The organism is Streptomyces marianii (assembly GCF_005795905.1).
Classification (GTDB): domain Bacteria; phylum Actinomycetota; class Actinomycetes; order Streptomycetales; family Streptomycetaceae; genus Streptomyces; species Streptomyces marianii.
The window spans coordinates 180,451-202,478 of sequence record NZ_VAWE01000001.1 but is presented as its reverse complement, the minus strand read 5'-3'; the positions used below and the strand labels follow the sequence as shown (position 1 = coordinate 202,478).

At 69.9% G+C, this 22,028-nt stretch carries 21 protein-coding genes and 3 pseudogenes; 13 read left to right on the top strand and 11 right to left on the bottom strand.

The genetic code is table 11. The features are described 5' to 3' along the window. Positions 1–33 precede the first annotated feature (33 nt). Both FEF34_RS00885 and FEF34_RS00880 read right to left on the bottom strand, forming a co-directional pair. Entirely contained in the window at positions 34–1,632 is a 1,599-nt protein-coding gene (locus tag FEF34_RS00885; RefSeq protein WP_234042192.1) for an ISL3 family transposase, read from the bottom strand. Positions 1,633–1,889: 257 nt separating this feature from the next. Next, entirely contained in the window at positions 1,890–3,194 is a 1,305-nt protein-coding gene (locus FEF34_RS00880) for a DUF4241 domain-containing protein (RefSeq protein WP_138051423.1), read from the bottom strand. A gap of 319 nt (positions 3,195–3,513) precedes the next feature. Here FEF34_RS00880 and FEF34_RS40945 point away from each other — a divergent pair, with 319 nt between their 5' ends. Beyond that, positions 3,514–3,813, top strand: coding sequence for a hypothetical protein (locus FEF34_RS40945; RefSeq protein WP_171052735.1), 300 nt, complete (start codon positions 3,514–3,516; stop codon positions 3,811–3,813). Here the strand turns inward: FEF34_RS40945 and FEF34_RS42345 are convergent. Then, on the bottom strand, positions 3,741–3,899 hold the full coding sequence (locus FEF34_RS42345) for a type II toxin-antitoxin system RelE family toxin (protein ID WP_234042191.1): 159 nt from the start codon (positions 3,897–3,899) through the stop codon (positions 3,741–3,743). The two genes, FEF34_RS40945 and FEF34_RS42345, sit on opposite strands and share 73 nt — an antisense overlap. Here FEF34_RS42345 and FEF34_RS42340 point away from each other — a divergent pair. The 4 genes from FEF34_RS42340 to FEF34_RS00865 all read left to right on the top strand — a co-directional run bounded on the left by FEF34_RS42340 (position 3,894) and on the right by FEF34_RS00865 (position 6,498). Continuing rightward, positions 3,894–4,253: an SRPBCC family protein gene (locus FEF34_RS42340; RefSeq protein ID WP_234043034.1), complete on the top strand. Its 360-nt coding sequence runs from the start codon at positions 3,894–3,896 to the stop codon at positions 4,251–4,253. The genes FEF34_RS42345 and FEF34_RS42340 overlap by 6 nt on opposite strands. A gap of 58 nt (positions 4,254–4,311) precedes the next feature. After that, positions 4,312–5,064, top strand: coding sequence for a carotenoid oxygenase family protein (locus FEF34_RS43575; protein ID WP_267905167.1), 753 nt, complete (start codon positions 4,312–4,314; stop codon positions 5,062–5,064). Beyond that, on the top strand, positions 5,015–5,671 hold the full coding sequence (locus tag FEF34_RS43570; RefSeq protein ID WP_267905166.1) for a carotenoid oxygenase family protein: 657 nt from the start codon (positions 5,015–5,017) through the stop codon (positions 5,669–5,671). The genes FEF34_RS43575 and FEF34_RS43570 overlap by 50 nt, the downstream gene beginning before the upstream one ends. A 197-nt stretch (positions 5,672–5,868) precedes the next feature. Next, on the top strand, positions 5,869–6,498 hold the full coding sequence (locus FEF34_RS00865; protein ID WP_234042190.1) for an ABC transporter permease: 630 nt from the start codon (positions 5,869–5,871) through the stop codon (positions 6,496–6,498). Here FEF34_RS00865 and FEF34_RS44075 read toward each other — a convergent pair. After that, the gene (locus FEF34_RS44075) at positions 6,432–6,830 is read right to left on the bottom strand and encodes a hypothetical protein (RefSeq protein ID WP_407698243.1); all 399 of its coding nucleotides are present in this window, start codon (positions 6,828–6,830) and stop codon (positions 6,432–6,434) included. The two genes, FEF34_RS00865 and FEF34_RS44075, sit on opposite strands and share 67 nt — an antisense overlap. 18 nt (positions 6,831–6,848) lie before the next feature. On the opposite strand from FEF34_RS44075, the gene FEF34_RS00860 reads away from it, so the two are divergent. Both FEF34_RS00860 and FEF34_RS00845 read left to right on the top strand, forming a co-directional pair. Beyond that, a complete protein-coding gene (locus FEF34_RS00860) occupies positions 6,849–7,124 on the top strand; it encodes a hypothetical protein (RefSeq protein WP_199800627.1) in 276 nt (91 codons plus the stop codon). A 1,218-nt stretch (positions 7,125–8,342) separates the two neighbouring features. Next, a pseudogene (locus FEF34_RS00845) lies at positions 8,343–8,823 on the top strand (SDR family oxidoreductase); the annotation flags it as partial. Between the two features lie 8 nt (positions 8,824–8,831). Here FEF34_RS00845 and FEF34_RS00840 read toward each other — a convergent pair. Continuing rightward, the gene (locus FEF34_RS00840; protein WP_138051422.1) at positions 8,832–10,280 is read right to left on the bottom strand and encodes an NF041680 family putative transposase; all 1,449 of its coding nucleotides are present in this window, start codon (positions 10,278–10,280) and stop codon (positions 8,832–8,834) included. Positions 10,281–10,988: 708 nt separating this feature from the next. Between FEF34_RS00840 and ltrA the strand changes: the two genes are divergently transcribed. Further along, positions 10,989–12,353, top strand: a complete 1,365-nt coding sequence (gene ltrA / locus FEF34_RS00835; RefSeq protein ID WP_138051421.1) for a group II intron reverse transcriptase/maturase — start codon at positions 10,989–10,991, stop codon at positions 12,351–12,353. 149 nt (positions 12,354–12,502) lie between these two features. Beyond that, the gene (locus FEF34_RS00830; protein WP_234042189.1) at positions 12,503–12,814 is read left to right on the top strand and encodes a hypothetical protein; all 312 of its coding nucleotides are present in this window, start codon (positions 12,503–12,505) and stop codon (positions 12,812–12,814) included. Here the strand turns inward: FEF34_RS00830 and FEF34_RS00825 are convergent. Continuing rightward, positions 12,783–14,027, bottom strand: a complete 1,245-nt coding sequence (locus tag FEF34_RS00825) for a PucR family transcriptional regulator (protein WP_171052767.1) — start codon at positions 14,025–14,027, stop codon at positions 12,783–12,785. The two genes, FEF34_RS00830 and FEF34_RS00825, sit on opposite strands and share 32 nt — an antisense overlap. 356 nt (positions 14,028–14,383) lie before the next feature. Here FEF34_RS00825 and FEF34_RS00820 point away from each other — a divergent pair, with 356 nt between their 5' ends. After that, the gene (locus FEF34_RS00820) at positions 14,384–15,244 is read left to right on the top strand and encodes a DUF4394 domain-containing protein (protein WP_138057195.1); all 861 of its coding nucleotides are present in this window, start codon (positions 14,384–14,386) and stop codon (positions 15,242–15,244) included. A 231-nt stretch (positions 15,245–15,475) separates the two neighbouring features. Here FEF34_RS00820 and FEF34_RS44070 read toward each other — a convergent pair. The 5 genes and pseudogenes from FEF34_RS44070 to FEF34_RS00790 form a co-directional block, all read right to left on the bottom strand. Beyond that, positions 15,476–15,965 (bottom strand): annotated as a pseudogene (locus tag FEF34_RS44070) (hypothetical protein). A gap of 456 nt (positions 15,966–16,421) precedes the next feature. Beyond that, positions 16,422–16,571, bottom strand: coding sequence for a transposase domain-containing protein (locus FEF34_RS44065; RefSeq protein ID WP_407698333.1), 150 nt, complete (start codon positions 16,569–16,571; stop codon positions 16,422–16,424). A 119-nt stretch (positions 16,572–16,690) separates the two neighbouring features. Then, positions 16,691–17,188: pseudogene (locus FEF34_RS00800) on the bottom strand (IS110 family transposase); the annotation flags it as partial. Positions 17,189–17,497: 309 nt separating this feature from the next. Beyond that, positions 17,498–18,775 (bottom strand): sensor histidine kinase, encoded by a 1,278-nt coding sequence (locus FEF34_RS00795; protein WP_199800626.1) that lies wholly within the window; start codon positions 18,773–18,775, stop codon positions 17,498–17,500. Next, on the bottom strand, positions 18,772–19,428 hold the full coding sequence (locus FEF34_RS00790) for a response regulator transcription factor (RefSeq protein WP_171052764.1): 657 nt from the start codon (positions 19,426–19,428) through the stop codon (positions 18,772–18,774). Before FEF34_RS00790 ends, FEF34_RS00795 begins: the two co-directional genes overlap by 4 nt. Positions 19,429–19,558: 130 nt before the next feature. On the opposite strand from FEF34_RS00790, the gene FEF34_RS00785 reads away from it, so the two are divergent. The 3 genes from FEF34_RS00785 to FEF34_RS00775 are packed head-to-tail and all read left to right on the top strand — an operon-like array spanning position 19,559 to position 22,028. Then, complete coding sequence (locus FEF34_RS00785) at positions 19,559–20,071, top strand: hypothetical protein (RefSeq protein WP_138051416.1); 513 nt, start codon at positions 19,559–19,561, stop codon at positions 20,069–20,071. A gap of 14 nt (positions 20,072–20,085) precedes the next feature. Next, entirely contained in the window at positions 20,086–21,306 is a 1,221-nt protein-coding gene (locus tag FEF34_RS00780; RefSeq protein WP_138051415.1) for an efflux RND transporter periplasmic adaptor subunit, read from the top strand. Then, complete coding sequence (locus tag FEF34_RS00775; RefSeq protein WP_138051414.1) at positions 21,303–22,028, top strand: ABC transporter ATP-binding protein; 726 nt, start codon at positions 21,303–21,305, stop codon at positions 22,026–22,028. The genes FEF34_RS00780 and FEF34_RS00775 overlap by 4 nt, the downstream gene beginning before the upstream one ends.

Below are 22,028 nucleotides of genomic sequence, written 5' to 3'. Positions count from 1 at the left end.
GAAGGGCTCGGAAGCCATCAGAAAGGCGATGTCCTATGAGAGCAGGACACGCTTGCGGAGGAGATCGAAGCCGGCTCGGCCGAACATCTGGCGCTTGAGCATCTTGATCCGGTTGACGTGTCCTTCGACCACTCCGGAGCTCCAGGGCAAGGTGAGGCCAGCGATGACTGCATCGCGGTCGCGGTCGATGCCTGCGGCGAGGGTATGGAGGCCGGGGAGGTTGTCTTGCCGGACGGCATCGAGCCACTGCGGCAGCCGTTCGCCCTGGCGCTCGGTGAGCATCTGGCCGAAGGAGCGGACGTGGCCGGTGGGGGCGTCCAGTTCAGGGCAGTGGACCAGAACGGCCTTGAGTCGAAGGTGCTCCGTCTCGGTGAGGGTCTCCGGCCGGCGGAGGATCCATCCGGCGACGACCCGTGGTGACGGTGGCCGAGCCGTGACGGGGACCGGCGAGAACCGCTTCTCCCGGAAATAGGCGCGGACCCGCTGGTAGCTGCCCTGATAGCCGAGCGGCACGATCTCCTCCCACACCCTCCAGGCGTTCGTGCAGCCTTGGTTCCAACGGTCATCCAGGTAGGGCTTGAAAGCGTCGAGTTTGGATGGTCGGCCCTGCCACTGCCCCTGGAACAGTTCCTCCGGGGTAGCTGCGTCGGCGAGGAGCTTGACGGTGCGGGAGGTCATCCGGAGTTGGCGGCCGATCGCCCTCCGGCTGAGCCCGGCGGCCAGCAGTTCGTGAACGGTCGCGTGGTTGGCACGGGTGCGGTCGGCGAAGCGGTGTCCCCTCGGCCAGGGCGAGCCGGAGGGGTCTTCGAATTTCTCCAGATCGGGGGCAGGGTGGGCTGGATCTGGCGCCAGGACCTGCAGGCATCCGCGGTGGTCTGCGACGCACCGTTCTGCAGCCTCGCTCAGGTTGTGCCAAAGGTGCCACCGGTCCGCGACCTGCACCGCCTGCGGTGCTCCGGCCGTGGCACCTTCGGCGAAGAATGGTGCCCGATCGCGGCAGACCACCTCCACCCCGGGCCGTTTCGCGAGCCAAGCTGCGAGGCTGGACGCCTCCCGGTCGGGCAGCAGGTCCACTGGACGCCGGCTTTCGACGTCGACCAGGACAGTCCCGTAGTGACGCCCTTTGCGGGTCGCGTACTCATCGACGCCGACCACCCGTGGGGCTGGAACTTCGGGGTCGGGCAACGCTTCGACCAGCCTGAGCACCGTGCTGCGGCTCAGGGACACGCCGAATACGCGCGCCAGGCGGGCACCGGCCCGACCGGCGAGCGCGAGGCCGACCGCGGCCAGTGTCGACCGCAGGCGCTCGGTCCGCCGGCCGTACCGACGGGTCAATCCCGGCAGCTGTTCGGCGAAGGTCCGCCGCCCGCACGAGATGACCGGGCAGAGGAACCTGCGGACGCGCAAACAGAGAGCGACCCGTCTGCCTCCGCTGGGCACATCAGCGGGAAACCGCAGGTAGGAGCTGTGAATCCGCCGTGACCAGATCCCGCATCCGGGACAGACGGCCCCGGGCACCGTGCTTCGGGCCTCTATACGTACCGCCTCGTCGTTCACGGCGACGGACAGCACCGTCACGTCGGCGATCGACGGGAACAGCAACCCCTCCAGCCGGAGCACCGTTTCTTCCACGGGCCGAACTGTCAGCTACACCGCACCCGGTACGGGCCAGTTCCGGGCAACTTCCCCAGGGCCCCTCGCCCCACAATCGTCACGCAGCGTGCACGCTCCACGGAAAGTGAGCCAGAACCCGAGTTCGGGAGGCACCCGACGCTGACCTGATGGGTGCATATACCCCGGGTTCAGGCATCGAGCGTTGTGAACCGTGCTGCCGAGATCGTCACCAGCTGCAACCAGGCTGGCGACTGCGCCCGTAGGCAGGACCCTGCCTACACAGCCGCATCGGTGGGGGTTCCGTCCCGCTCCGGGAGCAGCTCGGGCATCCCCTCCACCAGCACCACGACGCCGACCACCCCGCCGGCCTCGCAACGGCCGACCCACACCGGGTAGGTACCGTCCCCGGTCGTCGCGAAGGCCATGAGCTCGCCGCCGGAAGCCTCGTCCCAGGTGCGCTGCATGAACATGGAACCGTCGTCGATGTCCTCGTACCCATCCAGGTCCGGCTCTCCCTGGATCAGCCTCCGCTCGAAGAGCGCGATGAGCGGCCCCCAGGCCCCGGCGTCGGCAAAGCAGCCGGTGGCGCCGTCGGTGTCGAAGCCGACTATCTGCTTTTCGATGAACAGCCGGGGATCGTCGTCCCGACCGAAGGCCATCTCCCAGGTCGCGGCGGGGGTCTCGCTGACGAGCAGGCGGACGGCCGTGGCTTCCGTGGCCGTGACCTCGGCGTCCCGCCACTCGCAGTGGTAGCGGAAACGGACCCGCGCCTCGTCCAGTACGTACTCCCCGGGCCGGACAGGGACCGTGATGCGCGGCCCGTCGCCGTGGTCGATGTCCGGGCCCGAGACGGCCAGCAGCCCGCTGGGTACGCGCAGGGTGCCGACCCGGCGCGGCTCCACGACGGTCATTTCGGGGTGGTACCCGTCGGTCACACGCGCCCCCGGCCGGAACAACTCGTTGATCGGCCCGGGCTGCGCGGGGCGCGGCGGACGCCAGCAGGTAGCGGGGGCGTCTCCGTCACCTGGCTCTGCTGCCTCGGCCACCTCAGCCGCCTCGAAGGCCGGCGGCTCAATGGGCCCGTGTACGTGGGCCGAGAGCAGTGGCCACTCCCCGAAGGCGGGGCGGTCCATCCAGCGCTCCTCGTCCCGGAGTCCGGGCGAGGTGACGTAGGAGCCCCCGCCCTGCCCCCGTCGCTCCTCCGTCCGTCGGCCCCTCCCGTCGGGGAAGAGGTCCACGGTGATGCGTGGGCACGCCTTGTCGAACTCCGCCATCTCCGGGCCTGTGTAGCACCAGCCGACGGAGTACCGGCGCAGCAGCCGCGACGGGTCGTCCAGCAGCCGCATGTCCAGGTCGTAGGTGCGGCGGCCGTGGGCGTCGTAGACCCACAGCCCGACGTAGTGGTCCCGCCAGGAGACGAGCCGCACTTCCAAAGGAGCCTCCCGGCCCGGCGCCCGGTACACCACCACGTACGGGAGCCCGGCGGCATCCCGCTCCCGGGCCTCCTCGGCGGATATAGGCCGCCAGGGCGCACAAGCCTCCATGTCCCACGCCTGCGCGTACCCCACCTCGACGACCATTACCACTCCTCTTCCTGCAACCTGCCTTGGTTCTGTGCTGAGCTGCAAGGTAGCCGCTGCCCGTGACAACGGCCCTACTGGGCGGGCGGCGGGCCAGCTCCGGCGCCGAGACGGTCATGCCAGTGATCCGGTCCATGACCCGCTCAGCGAGTGGCTTGCCAGCGTGATCCGTTGAGCCGCCGACACCGCTCTGTCATGGACCGCTCAGACGCAGGCACTCAGTGACTCCCGCTCATCGACATTGATCAAGCGACAGGGTGACGCGGTGGCTCCCGAAGCCGTCGACAAACGACTCCCGTTCTCGTGTACAGAGCCACACGTGCTGACTGACGCGCACGGCATCCCGCTTCGGGTGTCGTTGAGTGCGTTCGCGATCCTCGCCCGTCTGGCGGGCGAGGTGCGCCGCGACCGGCAGCCCCGCGTTGGGCAGCGCGCCCGCCGCCGGGCCGCGACCACGACCGGCATCGTCATCGGACTCGACCGAGATCGTGGCATCCAGCTCGTGACGCGGGCCCTGCCGGGAGCCGCTGCTCTCGACTGCCAGGATCAGCGGATTCGGCCGAGGTGGATGACGCTGACGCGGATCTGCTGGTCGTTGATCTCGTACAGCACCCGGTAGGAGCCGATGTGGATGCGCAAGAGGTCGGCGCTGCCGAACGCGCCGTCGGGCCGGGGGTTGTCGGCGAGGCGGTCGACTCGCTGCACACCGACATCGACAACTGGCCGGCGTGGAACCCCGGCATCGAACAGGCCCGGCTCAGTGGGCCGGCGGCGGTCGGCGCCGACTTCTCCTGGCGCACCCACGGGATGAACATCATCTCCACCATCCACGAAATCGTCCCCGAACAGCGGATCGTCTGGGGCGGGACCGTCGGGGGCATCGTCGGTATCCACGCATGGACCTTCGAGCGGAACGGCGACCACGTCGTCGTCCACACCGAGGAGTCCTGGAGCGGAGATGCCGTCGACGCCGCGGTCGACGAACTCGCCGCGGCCCTGAAGGCCTCCCTGGAGAGCTGGCTCGACTGCCTGAAGTCCCGTGCCGAGCAGACGGCCTGAGGCCGGGAACCACCACGCACCACATACCACGCACAACGACGAAATCCGAGGACCGAGCATGACGAGCAAGCCCTATCTGACCGGTCACTACACACCTCTCGCCGACGAGATCACGGCCACCGGTCTCACCGTCGAGGGCTCCCTGCCCCCCGAACTGACCGGCCGCCTGATCCGCAACAGCCACAACCCCAAGCCGGGCGTCACCCCCACCCACTGGTTCAAGGGCAGTGGCATGGTCCACGGCATCCGGCTCCGCGAGGGTCGCGCCGAGTGGTACCGCAACCGCTGGGTGCACACTCCCGCCCTCGACGGTGCCCCCTATATGACCGAGCACGGTCCGGACCTGACCGTGAGTACGGCGGGAACCCATGTCGTCGAGCATGCCGGACGACTGCTCGCACTGTGCGAGGCGAACTTCCCCTTGGAACTCACCCCGGACCTGGACACGGTCGGTGCCCATGACTTCAACGGTCGGCTGCGTACGGCCATGACGGCACATCCCAAGAAAGACCCGGTCACGGGGGAGCTCCACTTCTTCGGTTCCTCGCCGTTCCCGCCCCACCTCGTGTACCACGTCTGCGACGCCAAGGGGGAGATCGTCCACAGCGCCGAGATCCCGGGCGCGACCGCCTCGCTCAAGCACGACTTCGCCATCACCCGCCGCCACGTCGTGTTCATCGAAGGCAACGTGCTTCGACCCCGCCGAGCACTCCGGCATCCCCTACGGCTGGAGCGACCAGCAGCCCTCCCGGATCGGGGTCATGCCCCGTACGGGCGATGGTGCCCGGCGGATCCGCTGGTTCTCCATTGAACCCGGCAACATGCTGCACGTTGCCAACGCCTACGAGGACGGGCAGGGCCGCATCGTCCTGGAAGGCCCCACTATGGACCGAGAAGGGTTCCAGCTCTCCTGGAACTGGTGGGTCGGAGCGCCTGGGCGGGGTGCCGAACCCAACGCCCGCTCCTATACTCGCCGATGGGTGATCGACACCGGGGCCGGCACCGTCGACGAGCGGATCATCGATGACCTCGCAGTGGAGTTCCCGACCCTCAACGAGGACTATCTCGGGGCCGAGTACCGCTACCAGTACGCGGTGTCCTTCCCCGACCAGGAGGGTTTGGGGGGCTACGGCGTCGTCAAGTACGACCGCACCACCGGCGCTCGCCGCATCCACCAGGTCGGCGACGCCAGGCTGCCCAGCGAAGCGGTCTTCGTCCCTGCAGCCGGAGCCACCAGCGAGGACGACGGTTACCTGCTCACCGTCATCTCAGACCTCAAGCAGGACGCCTCACAACTGCTGGTCCTGGACGCCGCATGGCTGGACCGGGTCGCCACCGTCCACCTTCCGCGCCGCGTGACTGCCGGAATCCACGGCTCCTGGATTCCCGACAGCGCCCTGGACAACGGCGAGGACTGACCCACACGGCTTCGGAGCGCGAGGGCCTCCGGTGGGCGGCTCCGGGCTGACGCTCCCGGAGCCGCCACCACCCCTTCGGGGCGGGACTGTCGGGTCAGGTCATCGCCCCGCGCGGTCCGGCCGCGCACACCGGCACGGGTCGCCCGTGCCGTTCCCGAACCCCTCACACAACCGCAACCCACTCTGGAAGGCTCCCCATGGCCATCGCAACTCCCGAAGCCCCGGTTGACCCGGGCGCCAGTGACACCCCGAGTCGTCTCGTGAACGAGGTCGACAACCGCGCGGTCTATGTCAGCTTCGGACTCGCCTACCTGCTCGGACACGGCGCCGCCGCAGTCTCCCAGGGAGACAGCCCTTTGCTCGGCCTGCCGGGCTGGTTGCCCACCGCACTCCTCGGCATCGGGCTGGTAGCCGGCATCACCCAGGCCACCGTCGCCGCCCTGCGAGCCCAGCGCGGAGCCACCGGGCCGGACGTCCTTTCATACAAGCTGCTCGGCGCCTCCTGGATCGCCGCCTTCGCCGCCCTCTTCCTCGCCATCACCGGCCTGACGTCCGCCCTCGACATGCCGGAACTGCAGTCCGTCCTCTGGCCCGCCGGTTCTGGCCTGATCGTCGGCATGCTCTACCTCGCCGAAGGTGCCGCACGTCGCAACCTGCTGTACTACGGCCTCGGCGTCTGGCTGGTTCTGACCTCCTGCACCGCGCTCTTCCTCGGCGCCCCTGGCTTCTACTGGGTTCTTGCGGTCGCAGGCGGCGGCGCCTACACCCTCGCCGCGGCCCTCGAACGCCGCCGTCTCGCACAGCATGCAGGGCGTTCCCAGCACTGACAGCCCCACTCGCCTAGAGTGCCGGGGTCTCTGCGCATCCGAGTGCAGAACCAGCCGGGCACGGGGCCGCCTGCGGGCAACGGGTCAGGCGCGGGACGGGAGGAGAAGCGGGACAGGAGTGCTGCCCGCTGTCTGGCGCCGAGGGCCTGGACGCGCCGGCTGGGGGAGATGCCGAGCTCGCCCAGGTGCTGCTCACTGCAGACGGGGCCGATGCCCGGGACGTCTCCCCGTGCGAGCGTGCCGTTCTTCAACGCCGTACGCAGCGCTCCACGCAGCAGCGGCTCCCGAGATGCCGCGAAGCCCACCCCGGATGGCCGGAGGAGACCGAGCATGGCCGGGGAGACCGACGGGTGACGCGCAGTCCGCGGCGGAGTACGGCCGGGTGGTGGTGGGAGGCCCAGATGCGGCTGCCGGAGAACGTGCTCGGCATCGCGGGCGAGGTCAGCCACGCGCTCAGAGCGGTGTACGGCAGTCTCAGGCGCCTGGACGACTGTGTCCCGCGACCTGGCGACTCGCCCGCCGCCGTGCGGGAGGACATCGACGCGTTGTGGGGCCGGCTGCGGGAGATGCGGCGCGCGATGCGGGCCGATCTGGGCGCGGACGGGCGTGATCGGCGTGCGGCATGACCGGGACCTCAGGGAGCGGCGGTACGGAAGCCCTCGACCGGGCGTTCGGGAGCTCGCGAAGGCGTACCGAGCCCGCCGACGCCACAGCCATGACGCGGCCCATGTGACACCCGCGGTTCGGGCGCGTTGGCCTCGGATCCGGGTCCCGCAAGGACGGCTGGACCGGTCGGTTGCCGGGCGCCTCCGGGGCGCCTTCCGTCCACTCCCTGTTGTCCGGCCTCCCGGAGCCCGGAGATCGGGCATCCTGATGTGAGCACCGGGACGAGCGGAGCGGGGGCGCGATGGACCACGGCAGCGGCGGGACACGGGGCTATGGGCCTGGGCGCGGGATGCGGCCGGGCGGCCCGATCTGCTGATCCCCTTCCACCGGGCGCCGCCGAGGGTCCCGCGGGGGACTACCGTCGACCAGGCCTTCCTCGACCGGATCCTGGACGAACTGACGGAACTGGAACGGCTGCTGGGCTCCGACGGGTAACGGCGCAACGCCGTGGTGGCCCGGCTGGGGGTCTTGCTCGCCCTGCGGCACATGAATGACGGGCGGGCCGAGAATCGGGCCCGGGCGCTCGTGCACCTGCGCTGCGTCCGCGAGGCGGAGCCGCGGGCCCCCGAGTGGGCGCGGCAGTGCGCGGCGTCAAGCCCGGCGTTGTCGGCGTCTCCCTGTCTGTCGGGACGGCGGCGGCTCGCCCACCGACATCGAGTTTTGGCTCGAAGGAGCGGCCACACATGTCAAGAACGCGATGGACGTCCTCGGTATGTCGTGCCACTACGTCAACTACGGCGACGGCTCCGGCTGGGGCACGCTGTGCAACGGCAGTCACAACGGCGGCTGTTGGGAAGAGACTCTCCGGGACCTGATCCCCCGGCTGGAGAGGGGGTCTTCGCCTCCTGAAGCGGATCCGGCCCGTACGGGACGACGGCCTGCGCCGGTCGTCACGTACGGGCCGGGCGGGAGCCAACACTGAACCGGTCAAGGGCCCGAGCAATTACCTGTCGCTGCTCGTGAACCGCGCGATCATGACCGGCATGGTCGTCTTCGACTACGCCGACCGCTACGCCGAGGTCGTCGCTCAGCTGGCCGAGTGGCGCGCCGAGGGCAGGCTCATCTCCGTGGAGGACGTGGTGGACGGCGGCCAGCGCCTTCCCGGACACGCTGCTCAGGCTCTTCCGCGGCGAGAACCACGGCAAGCTCGTGCCCGCCGTCGCAGGCCAGTGAGCCCGATGGCGGCCATGGACCTCGAGGACGCCGGTGTCGTGGTCACCGGGGCGGGGTTGGGTATCGGGGCGGCGCCCGCCCGCCGCTTCGCTGCCGAGGGCGCCGGCTCGTGATCAACGACCTGGACGCCGGTGCGGCGGCCCGGGTCGCCGACGAGATCGGCGGGCTCGCCGTACCGGCGACGCGGGGGCCGAGGAGGGCGTGGCCGCGCTCATCGCCGCGGCGCGCGAATACCTCGGCGAGATCGACCTGTACTACGCGAACGCCGGGATCGAACCCGGTGGCTCGGAGCACGCACCGGAGGAGGTGTGGGACAGCGTCTGGCAGGTCAATGTCATGGGCCACGTCCGTGCCTCCCGCCATCTGATCGGACCTCGGATGGAACGCGGCCGGCTGGTCGCCACCGTCTCCGCGGCCGGCCTGCTCACCGACCTCGAGTCGGCGCCCTGCTCCGTGTCCAAGCACGGCGCGCTGGCATTCGCTGAGCTTGGCGTTTAACCCCGTTGTGTTTGGTGTTCCTTGATCGATTCGGCGCGTTTGATGGTTTTGCCGACGTCGTGGCGCTTGGCACGTTGCTTGTTCTTCGAGCCGGGAGGCCGGCCAGGCCCGGGCCGGGTTGGTTTCGGTGCGGTCGCTGGGCGGGCTGCTGTTGCGCGGATGTTGCGAAACCCGCGACGGACCCGGGCGGGGGTGAGGCGGCGGGGTTCGGTCGCTGGTCGTTCCCAGGGACGGCGGAGGTCCTCGGCGAAAGCTCGGGCGAGGCGGAGCTGGGTGTGTGCGGCGATGATCAGCCAGGTCCACAGGTCGGCGGTGCCGGTGTGGCGGACCTTCGGGCGTGTCCAGCCGAGTGTCTGCTTCATCAGCCTGAACGTGTGCTCAAGATCGAACCTGTGTAGGAACGCCTGCCACCAGCGATCCACGTCCGCGCCGGTGGCGCCGGTGGCCGAGCACCACAGCCACACCGGTTTCGGGTCGCGGTCACCCGGCAGGCGCTCGACCGTCAGGCGGATCAACGTGCCGTGCAGGACGGGTAGTTCCTCCTCGGCATGGTTCAGCCAGGGTCCGCGGTGGGTGAGCCGGGGGTGCATCCGGTCCCAGGCTCTCGCCTCGGCGGTGCCGTAGCGGGTGGTGTCCGTGGACGTGGTCACCTCGGGGCTGTGCCAGGTCTCGGGCCGCGACAGGGCCAGGACCCCACCGTGCCGGCGCGGGCGGCCGCCCCTGGGCCCGGACCGGGCCGGGCCAGGGTCTCGGAGCATCACCCGGTCCGAGCGCAGACGCCCGAGCAGGACGACGGGCAGGTCCGCCAGCGCGTGCGACAGGTAGGCGACGTCATAGCCGGAGTCCATGACCACGAGGACCTCGGGATCTCCGGGATTCCACTGCCCGGCATGGAGCAGCCGCTCGACGGTGTCACGGAGCTGATTGGCCGTGACCGCGGTCGCGTCATCGGCAGGCCCCAGACGCACGGCGTCCAGCATGGCGACCCAGGAGGTATGGCCCGTTTCCAGAGCGGCGACGAAGGAGTAGGGCCAGCCCGGCACGAACTGGTCCTTGCTCCGGGCACCACGTCCGTAGACGTGGCAGAACAGGCGGTCATCGCTGGTCGGAGCGTCGGGACGGAGCCAGTTGCTCACGTCCACGGCCAGCACGATCCGCCCGTCGGCCGCCCTCGGCAGCGGCAGGCCCGACAGCGCGCGGCGCAACCGCGTCGGCTCCGCCCAGCCCCGGTCCAGCGCCGCGTACATCGCGCCGTGCCCACGCCGGTGCTCGACCGCCAGCGACAGCTCGACCAGCGTCTTCACCGGCCCGTCCGCACACAACACCGCGTCCGTGAGCTCGAAGAGCGCATCCGCCCGCTTGTACAGGCACTCGTAGAACTCGACCCGAAAGCGGGACAGGACACCCAACGCCTCGCCCTCGGACGCTCCGGCAGGGACACTCATACACAGCGGCCGTTCCTCGATGCTTCGTTGCTCGACACCTCGAAGCGTGAAGAACGGCCGCCACCGCTGTTCCGGAAAGAACCGCAGATCAGCAGGTCGGGTGACCCGCGCGGTTAAACGCCAAGCGTACGTCCAGCAGTCCGGACGTCGTCCCAGTTCAGAAGGGATGTGGATGATGTAACCGGACGTCAAGCTCAGGATAGCCAGCCGGTGGAAGTCCGGTCCGGGGAGACGCCAGGGTCCCCGGTAGCTGACTCCCGGCGTCACTCGAAATGGTGGCGTCGAAGTGGAGTGACAAGCGCCCTTCGGGGGTGTGTAACCGGCCAGTCCGCAACATGAAGTGAAGCCTGCAGCGTCGTCATTTAAGCCCGCCGGAAGGCGGGGCCAAGGAGGAGCCGAGCCTGTGCTTGAACGGCGAAGGCCATGGAAGGCGATCTTGGACCTGGAGCGGTCGCCGAAGAACCTCCCGGCGTAAGGGGCGTGGAATGGCCGGACGGGTGTCCTGGGAACTGGAGAGAGCCTCCTCGGCCCCGCGCATGCGGCGCGGGAAGCGTGGCCCGCCTATAACCGGAAGAACCGGGAAGTGGCGGGCTGCCGAGAGGCAGTCGGAGGGGGCCGTAGTAGTGCCGATCGGCGGGACAACACAACCCGCCGGGAGCGAAGGGCCCCTGCTTCATCGATGCGGATCGTGAACAGGGAGGGACCCGGATGAGTGCCGTATCGGCTAGATCCATCCGCCGGGAGGAAGGCACCGCGGGACCGGGTGGCCGTCCTTTGGACAAGGTCCGAGCCTTGCGGCGGACGCTCTACCGATGTGCCAAGCAAGAACCCGAACGCCGGTTCCATGCCCTGTATGGCCATGTCCACCGTATGGACGTTCTTCGGCGGGCGTGGGCCGGTGTGTGTGAGAACCGGGGAGCCCCCGGCGTCGACGGCGTGAGTGTCGACGCGGTGGCGGCCTCGGGGGTGGACGCGTTCCTCCAGGACCTGGCGGAGCAACTGCGGACGTATACGTATCGTCCGTCGGTGCTTCGGCGGGTAAAGATTCCCAAGCCGGGGCGGCCGGGGGAGTTCCGGCCGCTGTCGATTCCCACCGTGGCGGACCGGGTGGTGATGACGGCCGCGAAGCTGGTTCTCGAACCGGTCTTCGAGGCCGGGTTCACCGAGGCGAGCTACGGATTTAGGCCCAAACGGTCCGCGATCGACGCGTGCGAAGGCGTGCGCCTGTCTGTGAACCAGGGCCGGGAGTGGGTCTTCGAGGCCGATATCCGTGACTGTTTCGGCACGATCGACCACGAAGCGCTGATGGCCCAGGTGGCCCGGCGTGTGGTGGACCGGCCGATGCTGAAGCTGATCCGGGCCTGGCTTCGGATGGGAGTGCTGGAGGGCGGGGTGACCTCTCCGACCGGGGCGGGAACCCCACAGGGCTCACCGGTATCACCTCTGCTGGCGAACATCGCCCTGCATGTCCTCGATGAGGCGTGGCAGGACGAGGGCCGCCGGCTGGGAGTGCTGGTGAGGTACTGCGATGACTTCGTGGTCTTGTCGCCGACCAGCCAACGGGCCGAACAGGCACGGGAGCTGGCAGCGAGGGTGCTGGACCGGCTCGGGATGCGGCTGCATCCCGAAAAGTCCGGGATCACCTGCCTCAGCAGGGGCGGGCGAGGCTTCGACTTCCTCGGCTTCCACCACCGGAAAGTGGAGTCGTGGAGATGGCGGGGCAAGTTCTATTTGCAGCGCTGGCCCTCGGTCAGAGCGATGCGGGTGCTGCGGGACAAAGTCCGCGCGGCCACCGGACGCTCCAAGATCGAACGGCCGGTGGCCGCCGTGGTCGCCGATCTCAACCCCGTGCTGCGGGGCTGGGGTGCGTACTTCCGCAACGGGAACTCCGGGCGGAAGTTCAACGCGGTCGACGGCTACGTTCACGAACGGCTGGCCATCCTCGCCAGCCGGAAACACGGACTGCGAGGCCGGAACTGGACCACCCGATTCACCTACGGGTGGATCACCCGGCTCGGGGTCTACCGCCTCACCGGAACCGTACGCAGGGCGACAGCGCATGCCAGTCGGTGAACGATGTCGGAAAGCCGTGTGCGGGAGAACCGCATGCACGGTTTGAAGCGGCGGGGACTGGAAACGGAGCGACAGCCACCGCGCCAGTCCCCGACCCTACTGAGTGGCTGTCGGCCAACTACGGTGACAGGGGCGTCACGGTCCAGGTCGTGTGCCCGCTGGGTGTGCTCACCGAGATGTACGAGCGGTCGGACGCCGCTGGGAAGGAGGTGGTCGGCGCCTCGGTGCCCGACCCGCAGGACGTGGCTGACGAGGTGATGAAGGGGCTCGCGGACGGGCGCTTTCTGATCCTTCCCCACGCCGAGGTACGCGACCACTACGCCCACCGCGTGGCCGACACCGACCGCTGGCTGCGCGGGATGCGGCGGCTGCGCCACCGTATCGACGACGCCGCGGCAGGCCGCCACAGGTCCGGTGCGCCCGGCGAGATCAGCGCCACGCTCCCGACACGCGCCGGGTGACGACGGCGCTGAGCGTGCGAACGCCACGCGTCGAGCCGGGGTCGATGCCCGTGAGTTCGCGGACCCGGCGCAGGCGGTAGTCCAGGGTGCGGGTGTGGACGTTGAGCGCGCTCGCCGTGGCACCGCGGTGCATGTCGTGGCGGTAGTACGCGTCGAGGGTGCCGAGGAGGTCGGGACCGGTCTCCAGGCGGCGGGCCACCGTGCGGATCCAGTCGTCGACGAACGGCACTTCGGCGACGGCGAGTTCGACGAACACATCCGCCAGGGTGTGCGGCCGCGGCCGGGAGGGCGCCCGGTGCAGCGGGGCTGCCCGGCTGATCCGCCGGGCGCGGTCCAGAGCGCCGGACAGCTCCGGCAGTGGTGCGGTGGCCGTGCCGACGGCGCAGGGGCGGCCGAGGGCCCGGGCGAAGTCCTGGGCGAGATCCGGCAGGTGGTCGGGGGTGGCGTCGGGCAGGAGGCCGGGGACCGGATGCGGCGGTGCGTTCTCCGCCGCCGCGGCGCCGGAGAACAGGGGAAACAGGGCGATGAGCTCCCCGCTCCCGTCGCCGCCTTCCGGTCCCCACATGACGGGCACTCGGTGGCTCTTCACCAGCACCCCGATCTCGCTTTCCAGGAAATGACCTGCGGTGGGCCGTTCCGGAAGGCGGAACACCGTCACGGCGCAGCGTTCCGGCAGTTCCATACCGACTGCTGCGGCGAGTTCCGCCGAAATCGGGTCCCAGTTCAGTAGCGACCGGGTCAGCAGGGCGACCTGTTCGGTGTACGAAAGCCGGCGGCGCAGTACGCGTAGGAATCCCTGGCGGTAGGCGTCGATACCGCGTTCGCTCTGCGGGGCGAACCAGGCCATCATGCGTATGAGCTCGTCGACATCTCCGCCGCGCTCGGCCTCGGTGGCCTCGGTGATGTCACGCAGCATGAGAGCGGTGTGCACGTGCAGCACCCTCTGCCGCGCGTCCAGCGACATCCCGGCACTTGCCCGCAGCTCTCCCATCGATGCGATGCGGCTGAGATCGTCTTCGTTCAACTCCCCGTTGTATGGGGATAGTTCGACGGTCCGGCGGCGGAGCCACATCGCGTGCTCCAGCGCCCTTTCCCGCGCCCGGGGGTCCCTGTCCAGGAACCGGAGCTCCGGGATCTCCCGTGTGTATGTCTCAACCTCACGGCGGGCGTTGGCCGGCGTCCGCCGGGCCAGTTGGGCGAAGAGGCTCCCCATGGGCGCCAGCATGTCATGCGGGGCGAAGGCCCGACAGGTGGGATCCGGACGGCGTTCATCACTTCGCGCAAAGCGGCGGCGAGTGCTCGGCGGGGCTCTTGTGACAGTGCGCAAAGTTCCCGGGTCCGGGCGTTGTCGTCAATGGTTCTGCTTGTGGAGGAGTCGTGTAGCAGCCTTAATGGGAACCGCGTGAACGGCTCGGGAGGACCACTTCCCGAGCCGTTCCGGGCGACTCCCGCAATGGCTGCGGTGATCAGCGCGTGCAGTGGACACGGGACTATCAGTCGGGCGCCTCGAACGGCGCTCTCCTCAACGGGAGGGAAACTCCGATGAAAACAGGCGCGGGAAAGCGCGTCATGGTGTCGGTCGCGGTCGTGCTCACGTCGACGGCCCTTGTCCTCGGCACGGCGGGCGCCACCTCGGCCGCCTCCACCCCCGCCCCCACCGCCGGGCCCGGCCTGCGCGCGTTCGGGATCAGCGGCGACGGCACCCTGATGGCCACGTTCACGACCGACCGACCGCAGGTGCTCGACTGGGTCCGGGTCGTCACCGGCCTCAGCGGCGACACCAGCCTGATCGGTATCGACTTCCGGGTGCAGAACGGTCTGATGTACGGCGTCGGTAACAAGGGCGGCATTTACACGATCAAGACCCCGCCGGCCACCGCGGACGTCGTGGTCACCAAGGTGTCCCAGCTCCAGTACGCGTTGCACGGCGCCAACTTCGGCGTCGACTTCAACCCGGCGGCGGACCGCCTGCGCGTGATCAGCGACAACGGCCAGAACCTGCGGCACAATCTCAACGACCACAGCACCATCCAGGACCTGAACCTCACCACCCCGCCCGTCGAGGGCACGACCAAGGGCGTCTCGGCCGCCGCCTACACCAACAACGACCTCAACGCGGCGACCGGGACCACACTGGTCGACATCAACACGAGCAGCGACCAGGTCGTCCTCCAGTCCCCGGCGAACAACGGCACGCTCGCCCCCACCGGCAGCCTCGGCATCGACGCCGGGATCAACGCCGGCATGGACATCTACAGCACCCTGTCCGGCGGGAAGACGGTCGACAACGCCGCCTTCGCCACCCTCACGCCGTACGGCGCCGCTACCCCCTCGCTGTACAGCATCAACGTCCTCACCGGCCAGGCCACCTCCGTCGGCCAGTTCCCGCTGAACATCACGGACCTGGCGATCTCCCTCACCGGGTCCTGAGCCCGGCCGCCGCCGACTGCCCGGCGGACTCGGCGAAGCGCTCTGGCCCCCTTCCTGCCGGCGACCCCCGCCCGGCCATCCCCGGCCCCGGCCACGGAGCGAACCGGCGCTATGCGAACCCCAGGTTCGACATAATTCAGCGGCCTGGAGGCCCGAATTTGGGTCTGACCTGCGCAGACATGGGTGGTGGCGCATGGAGGGCGTGTCTCTAGGCGGTGGCGTTCGTGCTGGTCAGCGGGGTGCGGGCTGAAGCGCGACGACCTGCTTGGGGGCGGGGATCTCCAGCTTCGCGAGCAGGTCTCGCTGGGCCTTGGTCAAGGCGGTGACCTGCTGGAACGTTCCGGTCGGGCCGGTGAAGGTGCCCAGATGGAGCCGGTCGAGCTGTCGTCGGATGTGCGGTCAGGTGTCGCCGGTGGTGGTCTCGGTGATCCGAATGAGGAGGAGTGCGAGCCAGCACAGGACGACGTGGGCGCGGATGCGTTCTTCGAGGCGGTGGTAGACGGGTCGGGAGTTCACCACCAGTTCCTCGATCTTCGGCAGGTACTCGTCGATCGGGCGGGCCCGGTGCTGCCGCTCGGTCGGGCTCTTTCCCTCCCGCCCGAGCCTGGACATAACGGGCCACCGTGTGGTGGTCGCAGCCGGCCAGCTCGGCCGCCGCTCGGTAACTGCCTGTGAGGTCGTATACCTCCAGGATCTCCATGATCTCCCTGCTGTTCTTCACACCGGCCAGCCTCGCTGACCGGCATCCGTCCAGTTCTGGGGAGATATCTGGCCGTCCGCGGGGAAACCCTCGGCCACGGGTGGGGTGATAAGTGGCCGCCTACGGGGAGTATCTACTGGCCGCCATCACGTGGAGTTCGAGGCCGCCGTGTACCCGTCGGCGGTTCGGCTTCCCGAACCTTCAGGACTCTGCCATGTCGATGCCCGGCAGCGAGGTTCCGAAAGGAAGCGCCGGCAGTACGTGTGACGACGGCTGTGGGCTGCGAGAGTTCGAGTGAATCGCCGGGGAGCTCAGACGCCAGATCACATCGGGGGCCCTCCCACCGGGTTGTCTCCCGCCGTCGCATGCCGAGCTCATGAGGGTTCACCCGCACCAGTGTGCTGCCGAGCCTTCGGCGCAGGTCACGGAGCGCCTTCGTGCTCGGGCGGACAACCGGTATCCCCGGCAGGCCAGCCGTCATTTTGGCCCACACGAGCCGGTAGCCGACCTCGGGGAAGAGACCATCGCCAGCAGGAAGTAGACACCGACCCGCGAGGGAAGGTCCCGCAGCCGGCGCTGCACGGTCCGTGTCTCCGACAAGACCGCATCGACCAGCTCGAACGGCATGATCGGTGTCAGTTCTCCCAGATGGCCCGGCGCGAACCGACCCGCGGCCACTATGACCGTACGGGTGATGGTCGCCAGCGGCGGTTGCAGGACACAATGCTCGGGCAACGGAGCTCCTAGCCCAGGACGCGTTCGAGGGCGGGGTGGATGGAGGTGAGCAGTCCGCGCAGCCGGTTGGAGGTGCGGGTGGCGTCCTGGGCGAGGTCGTCGTCGTGGCCCAGGACCATGGTCAGTTCGGCCCGCACGCTCTCGTCGGCTTCGATGGAGTGCGGCAGGTGGGGCAGGGTGCGGGCGGCGTCGGCGATGACGTAGGTGTCGCGGGTGTCGGTCTCGCCGGTGCCGGGGTGCAGGTCGGCGAGCCTGCGCATGGACAGTCCGGGCAGGTAGGCGACGTCGCATCCGCTCGCGAGGGCGACGGTCACCGCCAGGGTTCCGATGGAGGCCGGCTGGTCGACCACGACCAGGACCTTTCCCTTGCGCCCCAGGCGGGTGAACAGCTCGCGCAGCTGGGGCTCGCCGTTGGGCAGCGGCTTGTCGAAGACGGTGCGGCCGTCCCGCAGCAGGGCCGTCCCATGGTGGGTGGACTTGCCCACGTCCAGGGCGCAGAACACATCGATCGTGGTGAAGTCGTTGCTGGTCACCGGGCTTTCCCTTCCCGGAGTCACTGCCGGTGGCCCGCCCGGGCACCGGAGATCGGCAGCCACATTGCGCAGCCCTGCCTGTCGGCGGACACGCTTCCATCAGCGACCATCCGGCGCCGCCGGGACCGGCGACAGCACCCCCAGGATCATCAAAGACAGGGGCAAGGAGTCATACCGGGCCCCGGAGGCCACGAGCCCGAACCGGGCTCTACGAAGAAGGTAATGGGCCACGCCTACCGCCGCGGTGTAAGGGGTGCGTGGCCCCCACGAGCCCGTCGCCCGGTTTCACCGGGCGCTGTCTGTGTCGCCCGCCCCCGTACCGCGGTGGCCGCCGCGGTACGGGGGCGGGACCCAACGGGGGAGTGCGGCGGTGACGATGAGCCCGCCGTGCTTGCGTGGAAGCGCCGTGACCTCGCCGCCGTGGGAGCGCGCGATGGCCCGGACGATTGCCAGTCCCAGGCCCGAGCCCCGCTCGGAGTCGGTGCGGTCCGCTGCCAGACGCCGGAAGGGCTGGAAGAGCGCCTCGATGTCTTGGTCCGCGACCACGGGGCCGGTGTTCTCGACCGTGAGAGCGGCGCCGCCGTCCGGGGCGGTGCCGGTGGCGAGGCGGACCCAGCCGTGCGGCCCGTTGTAACGGACCGCATTCTCCAGCAGGTTGTGGATGATGCGCTCCACCATCACGGCGTTGCCCGAGGCGGTCGCCGGTCGGAGCTCCAGCCGCAGACCGATGCCTGCCGCGTCCGCCTGCGGCCGGTGCAACTCGGCGGTGTGACGAGTGAGCGCGGCGAGGTCGACGGGCGTGCAGTCGGCGACTCCCGCCTCCCCCTTGGACAGGGCAAGGAGGCCGTTGATCAGGCGTTCGTTGCGTTCGTTGACGGTGAGCAGGGAGACACCCAGGCGCCGGGTGTCCTCGGTGGCCGTCCTGCGGCGCAGGGCCACCTCGATGAGGGTGCGGTTGATGGCGAGAGGCGTGCGCAGTTCGTGGGAGGCGTCGGCGATGAAGCGCTGCTGGTCCTGGAAGGACTTCTCCAGGCGCCCCATCATCGTGTCGAAGGTGTCGGCGAGCCGGGTGACCTCGTCGCGGGGACCGGTGAACGCCAGCCGCTCGGCGAGGTCGCCGCGGGAGGCGATACGCTGCGCGGTCTGCGCGATCCGGTCCAGGGGGCGCAGCACCCGGCCGGCCATCAGATAGCCGAAGAACGTCGCCACGACCGTGAGTACGCCCAGCGCGAGGGCGCCCTGGCGCAGCAGGGACTGCAGGGCCACGGCCCGGTAGCCCTCCTCCAGCTCACGCAGTCCGGTGCTGCCGGCCGCCTGGCTGGCGCGGAGGTCCTGCTCTAGGGGGTCAAGTGAGGCTTCGGGCACCGGGGTGATCCCGCCCTCCTTGGTGACATACAGGGCCCCCGCCGCCTGGAACCGTTCGGCCAGCCCCGCTTCGAGCAGCAGGTAGGTCACGCCGAGCAGAATCCCTCCGCAGGCCATGAACAACGTGCCGTACAGGAGCGTCAGCCGGATGCGAATGGGCGGCTGCGGCAGTCGCGCCGCCCGCGCGAGGAGCCTCACGGGATCCGGTACCCCGCGCCCGGGACGGTCAGGACGACCTGCGGCTGCCCGAGCTTCTTGCGCAGTTTCATCACCGTCACGCGGACGACGTTGGTGAAGGGGTCGATGTGCTCGTCCCACGCCCGCTCCAGCAGCTCCTCGGCCGAGACGACCGCGCCGTCCGCCCGGAGCAGTTCCAGAAGGACGGCGAACTCCTTGCGTGCCAGGGGCACGTGGCGTCCGTCGCGGTAGACCTCGCGGCGAGCGGTCTCCATCCGCAGCCCGGCTCGCTCGTAGGAGGGCGGGCCCGCAGGCCGGGCGCGGCGGGCCAAGGCGTGCACGCGGGCGACGAGTTCCTCGAAGGCGAACGGCTTGGGGAGGTAGTCGTCGGCGCCCAGGGCGAGACCGTCGATGCGGGAGGGCACGTCGGAGGCGGCGGTGATCATCAGGACCCGGGTGCTGCCGCCGGACTCCATGACGGCCCGGCACACCTCGTCGCCGTGCACCACCGGCAGATCGCGGTCCAGCAGGAGCACGTCGTAGTCGTGCACGGAGAGGCGTTCCAGGGCGGAGTCGCCGTCGTGCACCAGGTCGACGGCGAACGCCTCCTCGCGCAGTCCCTCGGCGAGGGCGTCGGCCAGCATGCGCTCGTCCTCGGCGATCAGCACTCTCATGCCGCACAGGATGGCAGAGGCGCGGATAACCGGAACGTAAACGCATCCGGTTACGCCGGGGATACCGGGCCCCACCTCTACTGGTCCCCGACGCCGGGAGACGCCCGTCGCGGAAGAGATTGTTGAGCGCATGCGTACCACTTCGCGTACTCGCTGGGGCCTGCTGGCCGCCGTACCGCTGATGAGCCTCGTGCTCGCCGCCTGCGGGGGCGACAACGGCGGAGACGACAGCGTCGCCTCCGCGGGCGGTGACAAGCAGAAGGGCGAACAGCAACTCACCCCCGCCGAGAAGAACAAGAAGTACACCGCCTGCCTCGCCGAGCGAGGTGTGGCGCCGGTCGGCGGAAAGGCCGGCGAGGATGCGCCCGAGCAGACCGCCTCGCCCGAGGAAGTGGAGGCCGCGCTCGCGGCGTGCAAGGAGTTCGCACCCACCGCGCAGGACATGCAGGACAAGCCCGACGCGAAGCAGCTCGCCCAGGCACGCGAGTACGTCAAGTGCCTGCGCGCCAACGGCTACGACGCCCCGGACCCCGACCCGGAGACAGGTGGCCTGCCGGTCGACCAGAACGCCATGAAGGACATGGACAAGCTCCGGGCCGCTGCGGAGAAGTGCAAGGACGTCAACCCCGCCTCCCAGCGGTGACGGGCGGCGACGGCATGACGCACACCCCCGGCACCACCGACGACCGGCCGGACCGCACCGACCGCCTCACCACTCCGGCGGACCCAGCGCCGACACCCGCACACAACCCGCCGGACACGTCTCCCGACGACACGCCGCAGGGGCCGCCACGCAACCGCCGCCCCCGCACCGCCGCCGCCCTCGTCGCGGTTGCGGTCGCGGTCGTGCTGGGTACCGCCGGCGTGGTGGCGTACGGCGCCGGCGACGACGGCGGGAAAACCGACAAGGGCAGCGGCCTGCCACCGGCGACCGCCACCGTGACCCGCTCCGACCTCGCCCGCCAGGACACCGTCACCGGCAGCCTCGGCTACGGCGACAAACAGCCCCTGCTGAGCGGCGCATCGGGCACCGTGACCTGGATGCCGAAACCCGGCGCCACCGTCGCGCAGGGCCAGAACGCCTTCAAGGTCGACGGGCGGCCCGTCCCCCTCATCTACGGCGACACCCCGCTCTACCGCGCACTGCGCCCCGGCACGAAAGGCCCCGACGCTGCCGAGGTGGAACGTGCCCTGGCCGCCCTCGGATACACCGGCTTCACTGCCGACGAGGAGTACTCCGACAAGACCGCAGCGGCTGTCAAGCGCTGGCAGAAGAGACTCGGCGTGCCGCAGACGGGCACCGTCGAACCCGCAGACCTGGTCGTCGCCGGCGACAAGATACGCGTCACCGGCCACGAGGTGAAGCCGGGCGAGCCCCTCCGGCCCGGCTCACCCGTCCTGACGTACACCAGCACCGGCCGGCTGGTCGTCATCGACCTCGATGCCAAGAAGCAGAACCTCGTGCGCCGCGGCGACGGGGTGGCCGTCGTCCTGCCCGACGGGGCGCGCGCGGCCGGCACCGTCACATCCGTCGGCAAGGTGGCGAGCACCGAGTCCGGCGGGGGCGGCCCGGGAGGGGACGACGGCAGGACCGTCATCAAGGTCACCGTCCGGATCGACGACAAGGACAAGGACAAGCTCGGCAGCTACGACGGCGCGCCCGTCGACGTGGAGATCACCGCCGAGAGGAAGAAGGACGTGCTGACCGTGCCCATATCCGCACTCCTCGCCCTGTCGGAGGGCGGCTACGGCGTCCAAGTCGTCAAGGGCTCCGTCACCACCACCATCGCGGTGAAGACGGGAATGTTCGCCAACGGCAGGGTCGAGATCACCGGCGCCGGACTGAAGGCGGGAGACAAGGTCGGGGTGCCCCGATGACCTCCACCGTCGTGCGCCTTGACCGCATCACCCGCTCCTACCCCGGGGGCGTCACCGCCCTCGACGGCGTCAGCCTCGACATCCGCCGCGGCGAACTGGTCGCCATCGTCGGCCCCTCCGGGTCAGGCAAATCGACCCTCCTCAACATGATCGGCAGCCTCGACCGGCCCGACCACGGCACCGTCACCGTCGACGGCCACGACGTCGCCACCCTCGGCGACCGGGAACTGTCCGCGCTGCGCGCGCTCCACATCGGCTTCGTCTTCCAGCACTTCCACCTCACCGCGGGCGTCCGCGCCCTCGACAACGTCGCCGAAGGCCTGCTGTACGCGGGCATCCCGCTCGCCCAGCGCCGCGTCGCCGCCCGGACAGCCCTGGAACGGGTCGGCCTCGGCCACCGCGTCTACCACCGGCCCCACGAGCTGTCCGGCGGCGAGAAGCAGCGTGTCGCCATCGCCCGCGCCCTGGTGGGCGGGCCGAGCCTGCTCCTCGCGGACGAGCCGACCGGGGCCCTGGACTCCCGTTCCGGAACCACCGTGATGAACCTGCTGCGTGCCCTGAACGCCGAGGGCACCACCGTAGTGATCATCACCCACGACCGGGAGATCGCCGCCTCCCTGCCCCGCCAGGTCCACGTGCGCGACGGACGCATCGTGCACGACTCCGCGCCCGGTTCCGAGCAAAGCGCCCCGGCCGGCGCCCAGGCGGTGTCGCCGTGCTGA

Excerpts from the sequence above, each read along its gene's own strand:
- FEF34_RS00840 (WP_138051422.1), bottom strand. The coding sequence starts at position 10,280 with ATGAGTGTCCCTGCCGGAGCGTCCGAGGGCGAGGCGTTGGGTGTCCTG.
- FEF34_RS00865 (WP_234042190.1), top strand. The coding sequence starts at position 5,869 with ATGGCCATCGCAACTCCCGAAGCCCCGGTTGACCCGGGCGCCAGTGAC.
- FEF34_RS00775 (WP_138051414.1), top strand. The coding sequence starts at position 21,303 with ATGACCTCCACCGTCGTGCGCCTTGACCGCATCACCCGCTCCTACCCC.
- FEF34_RS00880 (WP_138051423.1), bottom strand. The coding sequence starts at position 3,194 with ATGGTCGTCGAGGTGGGGTACGCGCAGGCGTGGGACATGGAGGCTTGT.
- FEF34_RS00820 (WP_138057195.1), top strand. The coding sequence starts at position 14,384 with ATGGTGTCGGTCGCGGTCGTGCTCACGTCGACGGCCCTTGTCCTCGGC.
- FEF34_RS00825 (WP_171052767.1), bottom strand. The coding sequence starts at position 14,027 with ATGGGGAGCCTCTTCGCCCAACTGGCCCGGCGGACGCCGGCCAACGCC.
- FEF34_RS43575 (WP_267905167.1), top strand. The coding sequence starts at position 4,312 with ATGACGAGCAAGCCCTATCTGACCGGTCACTACACACCTCTCGCCGAC.
- FEF34_RS00785 (WP_138051416.1), top strand. The coding sequence starts at position 19,559 with ATGCGTACCACTTCGCGTACTCGCTGGGGCCTGCTGGCCGCCGTACCG.
- FEF34_RS44075 (WP_407698243.1), bottom strand. The coding sequence starts at position 6,830 with ATGCTCGGTCTCCTCCGGCCATCCGGGGTGGGCTTCGCGGCATCTCGG.
- FEF34_RS44065 (WP_407698333.1), bottom strand. The coding sequence starts at position 16,571 with ATGCCGTTCGAGCTGGTCGATGCGGTCTTGTCGGAGACACGGACCGTG.
- ltrA (WP_138051421.1), top strand. The coding sequence starts at position 10,989 with ATGAGTGCCGTATCGGCTAGATCCATCCGCCGGGAGGAAGGCACCGCG.
- FEF34_RS00790 (WP_171052764.1), bottom strand. The coding sequence starts at position 19,428 with ATGAGAGTGCTGATCGCCGAGGACGAGCGCATGCTGGCCGACGCCCTC.
- FEF34_RS43570 (WP_267905166.1), top strand. The coding sequence starts at position 5,015 with ATGCCCCGTACGGGCGATGGTGCCCGGCGGATCCGCTGGTTCTCCATT.
- FEF34_RS00780 (WP_138051415.1), top strand. The coding sequence starts at position 20,086 with ATGACGCACACCCCCGGCACCACCGACGACCGGCCGGACCGCACCGAC.